At 36.5% G+C, this 12,406-nt stretch carries 11 protein-coding genes; 8 read left to right on the forward strand and 3 right to left on the reverse strand.

Annotated features, from left to right (window positions below):
* Window positions 1–20: 20 nt before the first annotated feature.
* Window positions 21–590, reverse strand: coding sequence for a Crp/Fnr family transcriptional regulator (locus tag DFQ08_RS11765; protein ID WP_114310229.1), 570 nt, complete (start codon window positions 588–590; stop codon window positions 21–23).
* A gap of 190 nt (window positions 591–780) precedes the next feature.
* On the opposite strand from DFQ08_RS11765, the gene DFQ08_RS11770 reads away from it, so the two are divergent.
* From DFQ08_RS11770 to DFQ08_RS11780, 3 genes are all read left to right on the forward strand, one after another.
* Window positions 781–1,032, forward strand: coding sequence for a cold-shock protein (locus DFQ08_RS11770; protein WP_114310230.1), 252 nt, complete (start codon window positions 781–783; stop codon window positions 1,030–1,032).
* 191 nt (window positions 1,033–1,223) lie between these two features.
* Complete coding sequence (locus tag DFQ08_RS11775; RefSeq protein ID WP_114310231.1) at window positions 1,224–2,564, forward strand: DEAD/DEAH box helicase; 1,341 nt, start codon at window positions 1,224–1,226, stop codon at window positions 2,562–2,564.
* Window positions 2,565–2,566: 2 nt separating this feature from the next.
* Window positions 2,567–3,877 (forward strand): DEAD/DEAH box helicase, encoded by a 1,311-nt coding sequence (locus DFQ08_RS11780; protein ID WP_114310232.1) that lies wholly within the window; start codon window positions 2,567–2,569, stop codon window positions 3,875–3,877.
* Window positions 3,878–4,014: 137 nt separating this feature from the next.
* Here DFQ08_RS11780 and DFQ08_RS11785 read toward each other — a convergent pair whose 3' ends face one another.
* Window positions 4,015–4,761 (reverse strand): arylesterase, encoded by a 747-nt coding sequence (locus tag DFQ08_RS11785; protein WP_114310233.1) that lies wholly within the window; start codon window positions 4,759–4,761, stop codon window positions 4,015–4,017.
* A 30-nt stretch (window positions 4,762–4,791) separates the two neighbouring features.
* Between DFQ08_RS11785 and DFQ08_RS11790 the strand changes: the two genes are divergently transcribed.
* The 5 genes from DFQ08_RS11790 (at window position 4,792) to DFQ08_RS11810 (ending at window position 10,999) form a co-directional block, all read left to right on the forward strand.
* A complete protein-coding gene (locus DFQ08_RS11790) occupies window positions 4,792–5,481 on the forward strand; it encodes an ABC transporter ATP-binding protein (RefSeq protein WP_114310234.1) in 690 nt (229 codons plus the stop codon).
* Window positions 5,482–5,525: 44 nt separating this feature from the next.
* On the forward strand, window positions 5,526–8,021 hold the full coding sequence (locus tag DFQ08_RS11795; RefSeq protein WP_114310235.1) for an ABC transporter permease: 2,496 nt from the start codon (window positions 5,526–5,528) through the stop codon (window positions 8,019–8,021).
* Window positions 8,022–8,192: 171 nt separating this feature from the next.
* Entirely contained in the window at window positions 8,193–9,932 is a 1,740-nt protein-coding gene (locus DFQ08_RS11800; RefSeq protein ID WP_147269472.1) for a tetratricopeptide repeat protein, read from the forward strand.
* Window positions 9,933–10,128: 196 nt separating this feature from the next.
* Entirely contained in the window at window positions 10,129–10,659 is a 531-nt protein-coding gene (locus DFQ08_RS11805; RefSeq protein WP_147269473.1) for a hypothetical protein, read from the forward strand.
* 163 nt (window positions 10,660–10,822) lie between these two features.
* Window positions 10,823–10,999, forward strand: coding sequence for an adenylosuccinate synthetase (locus tag DFQ08_RS11810; RefSeq protein ID WP_114310497.1), 177 nt, complete (start codon window positions 10,823–10,825; stop codon window positions 10,997–10,999).
* Between the two features lie 23 nt (window positions 11,000–11,022).
* Here DFQ08_RS11810 and DFQ08_RS11815 read toward each other — a convergent pair whose 3' ends face one another.
* Window positions 11,023–12,369 (reverse strand): exonuclease domain-containing protein, encoded by a 1,347-nt coding sequence (locus DFQ08_RS11815; protein WP_317048385.1) that lies wholly within the window; start codon window positions 12,367–12,369, stop codon window positions 11,023–11,025.
* Window positions 12,370–12,406: the final 37 nt, after the last annotated feature.

The following is a 12,406-nucleotide window of genomic DNA, read 5'->3' on the forward strand; positions in this document are numbered from 1 at the left end:
CCTAAATCAATTAAATGCAATTACAATCGTTTTCTAATTCGGCTTAAAGCTTGGGCTGTTACTCCTATATAAGAGCTAATATATTTTAGAGGAATCACCTTTAAAAGTTCTGGACGTTCTTTAAATAATTTTAAATAACGTTCTTCCGCTGTGAGATTTAAGAGGTTTTGTTCGCGTTTTGATTTGAGTAAAAACAAACGCTCAGCGGTAAGTCTGCCAATTAAATTTCCTATTTGTGTATGCTGATACACGTCTTGCAAGTCGTCATAAGTCATACTTAACAACGTCGTATCTGTAAGGGCTTGTAACTGGTAGGCTGAAGGGGTTTGGGTTAAAAAAGAATCGTAAGCACTTACAAACTGATTTTTAAAACTAAAACCAAAGGTAATTTCTTTACTCGGGTTTTCTTTCGGAATAAATAAACGCACCACACCAGATTCTATAAAAGAAATATGATTCTCTATAGCGTCAGTTTTTAAAAAGACCGTTTTCTTTTTTATAACTCTACGCTGTAATCTTGAAGTAAAATATTCCCAGTCCGGCTGTGAGATCGTCGCTAACTGGTCTAAATACGCTTTTATTTGTTCCACTCTTTTTTACTAACGGTTAAAACCGTAAAGATACATATTCGTGCTATTTTTAGAATGAATTTAGATAATATTCCATGATATCTTTAGAATGTTTCTTACTAACTCTATTATTTATATTATTTTTGCAGCATATCAATTAAAAGTAAACCATTGCTTTTTGCATTTTTAAATCTAATACACAATAGAAAAGATGATTAAAAATTTAATAAATAAATTGTTTAATAGTAATAAGGAGTTAGAAACGAAAGAAGGTGTCGTGAAATTTTTTAATGCTAAAAAAGGATTTGGATTTATTATCATTAACGATTCTAACGAAGAGATCTTTGTACACACTACAAACCTTGTGGATAAGATTAGGGAAAAGAATAAGGTATCATTTAATATCGAAAAAGGTAAAAAAGGTCCTATCGCAACAAATGTTCGTGTGATAAAAAAATCTTAATCCCTGATAAAATTCTTAACCATTTTAATTAATGGTTTTTTTATGCCCAATTGTTATCACTCAGAAGTGTGAAGCTAAGTAGACTAATACATATAGCTTTTACACGTTCAAAATACAGCATCTAACGCCGGCTGTTTTTATTTTTCATAATACCGAGAACGGTATGCGTATCTTTACCAAAATTATTATTTATGTCTAAGCATTTTTCCGATTTAGGAATCCAAACTGAACTTATCCAGAGTTTAGCCGAATTACAAATTTCTGTCCCTACAGATATTCAGCAAAAAGCCATCCCAATTCTACTGAATCAGAAAGAGGATGTGGTTGCTATTGCACAAACCGGTACGGGAAAAACGGCAGCCTTCGGTCTTCCTTTACTTCAGCTTATCGATGCCGATAACACTAATGTTCAGACGGTTATTTTAGCGCCAACGCGTGAGTTAGGACAGCAGATTTATTCTAATCTACAAGATTTCTCAAAACATAACCCTTCAATTTCTATGGTTGCCGCTTTTGGTGGGCAACCCGTAAAACCACAAATAGAACAATTAACGCAACCGACACATCTTGTTGTTGCTACACCAGGACGTTTAGTAGATTTAATAGAGCGAAACGCCATAGATTTAACGCAACTTCGCTATTTGGTTTTAGATGAAGCCGATGAAATGCTAAGCGCTCTAAAAACGGACGTCGATCAAATTATAAAAGCGCTTCCTAAAACAAGACGGACTTTATTGTTTACCGCAACCTTATCGGGTGCCATTAAACAATTGGTGCAGAATTACATGTCTAAAAAAGTAGTACAAATTGAGGCTCAGACCGAAACCAAAGGACATCAAGGCATTGACCACCAATTTATGGTTGTAGAACCTATAGAAAAATTAGAAGTGCTCATGCATTTTTTAAATTCTAGAGAAGGAGAACGTGGTATCATTTTTTGTAAGACGAAAGCTGCCGTTAATAAATTAGCTAAGAATCTAGCCATTCATAAATTCTCGTCTGGAGCACTTCATGGAAGTTTATCTCAAGGGATTAGAGATCGTATTATGGGGCAATTTAGAGAAGGTCATATTTCTATTTTAGTGGCCACGGATTTAGCCGCAAGAGGTATTGATGTTAAAGACATCTCTTATGTTGTTAACTATCACCTCCCAGATACCTATGAAGCTTATGTGCATCGAAGTGGACGAACGGCTAGGGCAGGAGCGAAAGGTCTATCTTTAACGGTACTCCAGGAAGAAGAAGTTATTGATATTGATGATTTTGAAGACGAATTAGGAATTACATTTACCGAAATACAAAAAGCAGACGCACAAAGTCTAGAAGACAATAACACCTTACTTTGGGCTAAAAAAATCTTTAAAACAAAGCCTAATCGCGAGGTTTCTGAAGATTTAAAAGCGAAAGTAAAAACCATATTTCATCATTTAACTAAGGAAGAGTTAGTCGATAAAATTCTCGCAAATTATTTAATGCAAAATAGCAAAACCACCTCTACAACAGCGGACTCTAAAGCTAAGAAAAAGAAATAATTATGGCAGAACCTATAAAAACACAGGCAGAGATTTTAGAGAAATTAAACATTTCGGCTCTTAATCCTATGCAAGAGGAAGCTTTAAGACTTATCCCTAATCATCCCAATACCATTTTACTTTCTCCTACAGGAACTGGTAAAACCTTGGCTTTTGCATTACCTCTTATTCAGAGTTTAGATCCCGATTGTGAGCATATTCAAGCTTTGGTGTTAGTACCATCACGAGAATTAGCCATTCAAATAGAACAAGTGATTCGCTCTATGGGCTCTGGCTATAAAGTTAATGCTGTTTACGGTGGAAGGGCGATGTCTAAGGATAAGATTGACCTGAAACACACTCCTGCTATTTTAGTAGGAACTCCGGGGCGTATTGAGGATCATTTCTCAAATGAACGCTTCACAAAAGCGCACATAAAAACCTTAATTCTCGATGAATTTGACAAGTCTTTAGAGGTTGGTTTTGAATATGAAATGCGGGCCATCATTAAGGATTTAACCTATTTAAACAAACGTGTATTAACCTCTGCGACTCAAGGTGTGGATATTCCTAATTTTGTTGGACTTAATGCGCCTAAAGTCATAGATTATTTAGGGACTAAAGTTTCTAAATTAGCCTTAAAATTGGTTATATCTCCAGATAAAAGTAAACTAACCACACTGTTAGGTTTATTACAGCATATTGGGAATGCCCAAGGTATTATTTTTTGTAATTTAAAAGATAGCATACAGACTGTTAGCGATTTTCTAAACAAGCATCGTATAACCCATGGTTGTTTTAATGGGGGTATGGAACAGAAAGATCGGGAACGTGCCCTTATTAAATTTAGAAATGGCACCCACCAACTACTGATTGCTACAGATTTGGCCGCACGTGGTATTGATGTTCCCGAAATGGAATTCATTATCCACTATGAGCTTCCGCTCCATAAAGAAGAATTTATTCATAGAAATGGACGAACAGCACGTGTGTCAGCACAGGGAACGGCGTACATTTTAAAATGGAAAGATCAATTATTACCGGATTTTATTGAGGCCGCAGATGTGGTGGATACCACATCGAAATCACCTATTAAGCCTACCTATTGGGAAACCTTATTTATTTCGGGCGGACGAAAGGACAAAATATCTAAAGGCGATATCGCTGGCTTATTTTTTAAACAAGGCCAACTTAAAAAAGATCAGTTAGGCGTTATTGAATTAAAACAAGATTGCGCTTTTGTCTCTGTTCCGGCTAAAATTGCTGAAAATTTAGCGGCAGACCTTAACAATTCGCGTTTAAAGAAGAAAAAAGTAAGAGTTTATCTTATTTAAGGCCTTTATATCAACCTTTTTACTTTTAAAAGGATTCACTTATTTTAAGTTGAAGTGCTACACTAATAAAGGCAATAACACTTCAACTTGAATAAGTAGTATTTAACTATCAACGCCAATTTACGCATTAGCATTTTTTAAGGCGTCACCAAAGGCTTTAAGGTTTTCCACACGGTATTGGCCACTAATTCATGACCTTCCTCAGTAGGGTGGATGCCATCTTTTTGATTCAGTTCAGCAATTCCACCGACATCTTCTAAAATAAAAGGGATAAATTCAATCTCATTTTTTTCAGCAAGATTCATAAAAACCTGTTTAAAATCGCTAGTATATTCTTCTCCCATGTTAGGTGGCAACTGCATACCTGCCAAGATGATTTTTGTCTTAGGACTTTCAGACTTAACACGATCTATAATGGCTTGTAAATTCATGGTGGTTTCTACTAAATTAACACCTCTAAGACCATCGTTAGCCCCTAATTCTAAAATAAAAATATCGATATCCTGATTTAGAACCCAATCAATACGGGCTTTTCCTCCAGCTGTCGTTTCACCACTAACCCCAGAATTAACCACGGTATAATCTAAACCTAAAGTATCTATTTTACGTTGTAAAACTCCCGGATACGCATCATCCGTATCGTTTAAGCCGTAACCTGCCGTAATACTATCGCCAAAACACAAAATCGTTTTGGTTCCACTCGTTTCCGTCTCAGTTTGCTCACTAACGTCTTCCGTATTTACTTCAGCCGTTTTCTTTTCTGTGGTACGATCACCACAAGCCACCACAAGCAGTACCGTTAGAAAATAACAAAACTTTATGAGTTTCTGAGAGATGGAGGTTAGTACATTTAAACGCAATTGATTATTTTCAGCCTTCGACATAAAGTGTCTTATTTTAATTAATAATTTAGTATGCCAAAGATATTAAACATAACTGGTTTAGAGAAAACATATTCTAGCGGTAACAAACAATTAACGGTCTTGCACGAGGTTTCCTTTGCGGTAGAACAAGGACAAACCTTTTCTATTGTTGGCCCATCTGGAAGTGGAAAAACAACATTACTTGGATTATGTGCGGGTTTAGACCAACCTAATAAAGGTTCTGTAGAACTTTGTGGCCAAGATTTAAAAACCCTTAGCGAAGATCAAAGAGCGCAACTTAGAAATAAAAATGTTGGCTTTATTTTTCAGAATTTTCAATTACTTCCCACATTAACAGCCTTAGAAAATGTGAGTGTTCCCTTAGAGCTTCAAGGCGATCCTTTAGCGGTTAAAAAAAGTACGGAGTTACTGGAAAAAGTGGGCTTAGGAAAACGCGTTCACCATTATCCCTCTCAACTTTCCGGCGGTGAACAGCAGCGTGTAGCTTTAGCAAGAGCCTTTGCCAATGCACCTTCCATATTATTTGCAGATGAGCCTACTGGGAATTTAGATGAAGAAACAGGAGAAAAGGTTATTCAATTATTATTGCAACTCAACAAAGAAGCGGGCACCACCTTGGTAATTATTACTCACGATTTAGATTTAGCCCAAAGAACGCAGCAGATCTTACGTCTTAAAGGCGGAAGAATTTTAACTAATGAAATGACATCCGTACAGTAAATAAGACATCGCTTATGAATCAGAATACCATCTGGCTTTTTAAAATGGCTTGGAGAGATGCTAAAGCAAGTCGGGTTAGACTCTTGCTTTTTATGGCCTCCATAATACTGGGCATCGCAGCCGTAGTATCCATCCAACTTTTTAGTCATAATCTAACGGACAACATAAAACTACAGTCCAAAGCTCTAATGGGAGCCGACTATACTATAGACATTAAGCAGGCCCCCAATACTCAAGAACAAGCCCTTATAGACTCTTTACAACCGGACGCCAAAGAGGTGAATTTTGTATCTATGGTGGCCTTTCCAAAAAATGGAGGCACCAAATTGGTTAAAGTAAGAGGTTTAGAAGGGGATTTTCCGTTTTACGGAACTATAGATACTGCGCCAAGCGTTGCCGCAGACACTTATCAATCTTCTGGCGGGGCTTTGGTAGACGCCACCTTAATGCTTCAGTTTAATGTACAACCAGGCGATTCAATTAAAGTTGGTAATCTCACTTTACCGATTGCAGGAGCTCTAAAAGCTATACCTGGAAGTACCGCAATAAGTACCTCCGTAGCGCCACCAATCGTTATTCCATATCAATTTTTAGAAGCCACAGGACTGCTTCAGTTTGGAAGCCGAAAGGAATATCAATACTTTTTTAAAACGCCTGAAACCTTAGATATCGACAAGTTTGCTGAAGCTCTAAAACCAAAAATCGATTCTGGTAATTTAGATTTGGATACCCATACCAGCACAAGTCGGCGTTTAGGGAAACGCTACGAAAATGTAGGAAACTTTCTGAATCTCACAGCATTCATTGCCTTATTACTAGGCTGTATTGGGATTGCAAGCTCGGTACATATTTATATCAAAGAAAAATTAGCGGCCATTGCCGTTTTAAAATGTTTAGGCGCGTCGCGATTACAAAGCTTTTTGATATTTCTTATTCAAATTGCAGGGATTGGAATTATTGGTGGCTTAATTGGATCTCTTATTGGAATCGGAATACAAACTTTATTTCCTTATTTACTCAAAGATTTTCTACCCTTTACAGTTGAAATTTCTATAGCAGCACAACCCCTTATTATCGGCGTGTTGCTAGGTTTATTCATGTCCGTATTATTTGCTTTACTGCCTTTATTACGAACTTGGTATGTATCGCCTTTGGAAGTTCTTCGTGTTAATGAACGAGCTACGAACGAGCCTTTAAAAGTGAAACTTTTGGTGTATGGAGCCATCCTAGTATTCTTGTTTTTATTTTCTTATGGCTTACTAGATAATTTAAAATACGCTTCGGCATTTGTACTGGCCACATTAGTGACCTTTTCAGTATTAGCAGGCATTGCATGGTTAAGCATCAAAGGAATTAAACGTTTTTTCCCTTCACGCTGGAGTTTTACGGTGCGTCAAAGTTTATTGAATTTATTTCGTCCCAATAACCAGACCGTAGTTTTAGTAGTAGCCATCGGTTTAGGAACCTTTTTAATAAGTAATTTATACTTCACTAAAGATATCCTCTTAGCAAAAACTGAAGTGGAACAGAACGCTGACACCGCCAATTTAATATTATTGGATGTCCAAACAGAGCAACGTGAAGCTGTTGAAAATCGGATTAAAGCGAGTGAATTACCGGTGGTTTCCACCATTCCTATTGTCACCATGCGGATGCACAGTATTAATAACCGCTTAGTGAATGAAATCCGACAAGATTCTACACGAAAGGTTAATGGTTGGGTGCTAAGCCATGAGTTTAGAGCGACCTATAGAGATTCGCTTATTGATTCTGAAATTCTAAAGGAAGGTATATGGACCCCTCGATTAAATCCAGGAGACCCTATAGTTATTTCAGTATCCGATAATTTAGCTGAAAGTGCAAAGTTAAACGTAGGCGATCCAGTCGTGTTTAATGTTCAAGGGGTCCTTATGAAAACTATCGTTGGAAGCATCCGTGAGGTCGATTGGCGACAGATGCATCCTAACTTCACTGTACTATTTCCAGCAGGAGTTTTAGAAAAAGCACCACAATTTAGTGTGGTTTTAACAGCCGTGCCTAACGATAATATTTCAGCGGAACTCCAACGAAATTTAGTGGCTGAATTTCCGAATATTACCGTTATTGATTTACGTCAGGTTTTTACTATTGTTGAAGACATCCTTGACAAGGTTTCCTGGGTGATTAATTTTATGGCCTTTTTTAGTATTATCACAGGAATCATAGTCTTAATAGGATCGGTAAGAACGAGTAAATACCAACGCATTAAGGAAAGTGTTTTACTTAGAACTTTAGGCGCAAAAAACGCACATATTTTAAAGATTTCTGCATTTGAATATCTCTTTTTGGGTGCCTTAGGGAGTTCGGTAGGAATTCTACTAGCCTTAATCAGTAGTCTTTGTTTGGCCTTATTACTTTTTAACGAACCCTTTGTTCCTTCCTTAATTCCATTTGTGGTGTTTTTACCAGGAATTACCCTCTTGGTACTAGTCATTGGTCTGAGCAATATAAGAACGGTTTTAAATAGTTCGCCCTTAGCCGTTTTACGTAAGGAAGCTTAGCATAGACTTAATTATATAAAATAAGGGCTATTGGAGTTTTATTCCTTTAGCTCTTTTTCTTTCTAAACCTTTAGACAACAAGCACATTAAATACTGATTTACAGATAATTAAAAAACAGTATCTTTAGAAGAATTCTTATTTTGTTGATTTTGAAATCGATTATAAATTCTTTGCTATTAATTTTATCTGGCCTTGTATCTCTGACAGTACATGGACAAGAGCTGCAGTCCGAATCCTCCTCAGCTTTTTTAGAATTCAAGCAGATTAGCGATTCTATGACGGCTATTTTTCCTGAAGATGAACTTCAAACATACCGACGAAGTTCGTATTCAGATGCAGAGATGCAAAACTATCTGTCTTTACATGTGCAGCGTTTAGACCTTTTAAAAAGTATTAAAAGACGTCCTCAATTTGTCTTAGACAATTATCTTCATTCTGGCAATTGGTTTCACGAAGTCGGTTTTCCGAAGGAATCCATAAAATCTTATCTTTATTTTTTCGATTATTTTCAAAAGCATCATCAAGAACTCAGTCTAACTCAGCACGAACACTATAAAGAAATGCGGAGTTATGCGAGGAGTATGCTGGCTGAAAGTTATGCTAAACTTGGTGCATATGACGACGCAGAAGAACAACATAAAACAAATGTAGCGTTCACTAAAACGCTTAACTACATCTATCATCCGTCGGCCTTAAATAATTACGGGCTCTTTTTCTATTGGCATAAGAACAAGCCAGATACGGCCATGACGTATTTTAAAAGTGCTTACCGCTTAACACAAGCCCATCATCCTCTGCACAGTCTCAATGGCAGTCTTAGAGATAATATGGCAGACATCTACAGAGACCAAAACGACTACCAAAACGCCGCAGCCTTATACGCTGAAAATTTTAAGTTTTACCAAACCGCTAGAAATGAAAAAACCTTATTGATAGACCTCCCAAGACTTGTCAGCGCAGGGGCTCAGGGTATTGAGGCTAATATTTATCTAAACCGTTTAGATACCGCCCAGGTAACCTTTAACAAGCTTTCTGATATTGTCCGTTCACCACCCCAAAATCAAGCACTATCTACAACAACACAATTGGAATACCTAAACGCTAAAGAGCAATTGCTTAGCGCTCAAAATCGAATAAAAGAGGCCTATAAAGTCGTTAAAACGGTACAAAAAATTTCAGATAGTCTTAAAACGCTTTCTGAGCAGGCTGATAAAAAATGGAGAGCGGAACTCAACGCGATTACCTTATCTAAAATAGGATTGGATTTTAAAATAGACCAACTTCAAAAAGAAAAAATGATTAAAGCCCAACGCGTAAAGCTTTGGTTTATTGGAATACTATCTTCTGTATTTATTGTGATTTTAGTGCTCTTAATATTTAATCGCAGACAACACCTTATCAATGCTAAAAACAAACAATTATTAGCCGAGCAAACTTTAGAGAATACAGCTTTAAAAATAGAGCAGCTCAACTCGGAAATAAAATCTAAAGAACGTGATCTATCTGATTTTGCGCTAAAACTAACGCAAGACCAAGATTGGGCTAAAAATCTCGCCCATCAATTAGACCAAATTTCTAAAGCAACAGGCGAGGAGCGGAGCAACTTATTTAAGACCTTGTCTACCGACATTAATAATAAAATCACGGTAGACAGTGATACGCAAGCCTTTTTTGAACGTTTAGATAAATTAAGCGATGCCTTTTACAGTAAGTTAATTGCACAGTTTCCCAACTTAAGCAAAAATGAAATTAGACTCTGTTCACTGATTCGGTTAAAAATTGAAAGCCGCAGTATTGCCACGCTTCAAAATATCACTTTAGCTTCTCTAAATACAAGTCGCTATCGCTTACGTAAAAAACTTCAACTTTCAGAAGACAACGATTTAGATCTGTTTATTCAAAATTTATAATCTCCTCTAAAACAAGCCCTAAAAGCCATTATACATCACTTGTCTATTGTTTGTCTATAGGCTGTTTATTAAGGGTCTATGCTAGAAATTTAGCTATAGCCTTATAATCCTTTACTTTGGTCTTGTGTAAATTTTGCATGGGCCTCAAACTAAAATAACCTTCATTTTTAGTATCACTTTTAAAAACAATATTCAGATGAAAACAACACTTTTTGGTTTAGTATTTCTAGGATTAACCCACCTAATTTCAGCGCAAAACGAACTCGCTATGGAAACTTCAACTCACAAAATAAAAACCTATAAGAGCTCTAAAGTTGCAATACACAATGCTCGATATTTAAAGGCTGATCGGCAGACAACGGCTTCTTTTGCAGCAAACATGAAAACCTTACAACAGCTTGCAGCGAATTATAACATTAAAAAAGATCCTGTTTATAGTAAGAACAAGAGCGTAACGTATACGGTACATTTTCAATCAAAGGCTAATACCATTACCGCTATTTATGATTACAAAGGCCTTATATTACGTTCTGAAGAGCATTATACAGACGTTAGAATTCCATATCAATTGAGCGTGAAATTAGCTAAAGACTACCCCGGATGGGCGTTTTATAAAAGCACTTGCCAATTAAATTACGACCAGTCTGAAGGCACCACAAGACGCTACACGGTACAACTCAAAAAAGATGACCTTATAAAAACAGTTTCCCTTCCCTTAACATCTTAGGTAACCTTGGTTAGTTAAGTTAAAAAGCAGCACCTTAATCGTGCTGCTTTCTTTATGAAGGCCAATCTTATAAAATCTGGCCGAAATCCAAGGATTTAAGTTAATATTAAGAGCTCTTTTTCTTATTTTTTGTAACTTAATGTCAACCTTTAAAAAAGACACTATGCAAAATCTGTTACGACCAATTTTTATACAAACCCCTACAGCAGCACCAACCCCAGGAAGCAGCAGTCCTATTGATTTTAATAGCACTTTTGACATCATCGTGTTTATTGTGCTTCCAATTTTAATGATTGTCTTCTACTTTATTTGGAAACAGCAGAAAAATAACAAACTGTAAACAAAAAGCTACAGAACATTGCCTTAGAGCTCTAAGAGGTAGGGCCTTAATATTTTTTGAATATCTCGGTTGTTCTTTTGTGGAATAAGAAAATCATGAAGTTCTTCGGGGTGTTGAATTTGGACCTCTTTCTCTATAAAACCGTAACCCAAATACGTCCCATTTTCAATCAACACAAAGGCGTCTTCCTCCTTGGTACGACCTTTTTCCTTAATCACAAGATCTCTTTTTTGATTACTAATGTCGTAAATGGCTTCAAGTACTCTATTGTTATAGGTTTCTACAGACTCTTCATCTCTGCAAATTCCACGACAATCTGTAATACTGTAATGCGAACATTCGGTAACCGCTTCTTGTAAATGACAATACTTAGGACATAAATTATATTTCGCACACAACTTTTCTAAAAATGCGCGTATTTCCCTGAGACTATAGAATGTGATCATCGGATTAGGGACGAGATTTCCTTTATTACTCGCTAAATGAATAATCCCTTTTCGATCTTGATAAGAGACAATGGAATAGGCTTGTAGTGCTCGTTTCGCCACTTTATTATGAATAGGATAATAATGTTTAATTGCAGCATCTTCCATCAATAAAGCCACGAGTTCACTCCCGGAAGTTTCAAAATCAATATCGCCCGTTTCCCGCACCATATCTAAGGATTTTTTAGTCTTACTATAGAAATGACTTAGAACTCTCTTTTTTATATTAATGGCTTTCCCTACGTAAATGACCTTCCCTTTTTTATTTTTAAAATAGTAAATCCCAGCCGTGGTTGGTAAAGCTTCAAAAGTGGCCTTAGGAAGATTAGGAGGTAAAGTTGCTTCTCTAGAATTCTTGTTTAAAAACTCCGTAAATACAGTTGTGGCTTCAGGCTGTGCCAATAACATTTCAAACAAAATAACAGTCGCTTCAGCATCACCACGAGCGCGGTGTCTATCCACTAAATTTATATCTAAAGCCTGACAGAGTTTCCCTAAACTATAGGAACGATGCCCTGGCAACAAACGCCTTGAGAGCCTTACGGTACACAGTTTTTTTCGTTGAAACGGAAGGTCTAAGCGCTTAAATTCTGAACTTATAATATTATAATCGAAATTAACGTTGTGAGCCACAAAAATAGTTCCTTCTGTAATATCTAAAATATCTTGAGCAATATCCTCAAATAAAGGAGCATCAGCCACTAGATGATTATCAATTCCTGTCAAGGCGGTTATATGTTGCGGAATATAAGCAATGGGATTCACTAAAGAGGTAAACTCATCTACAACCGTATCGCCATCGTATTTAAAAATTGAAATCTCAGTAATGCGTTGACTTTTACCTGTGGTTTCAACATCAATAATTGTATATAACATGGTTTTAATTCTTCTTTTTTATAGCCTTGTAAAGATAAGGCTTTCT

Origin of the sequence: Winogradskyella arenosi (assembly GCF_003337305.1) — a bacterium.
Taxonomy (GTDB): Bacteria; Bacteroidota; Bacteroidia; order Flavobacteriales; family Flavobacteriaceae; genus Winogradskyella; species Winogradskyella arenosi.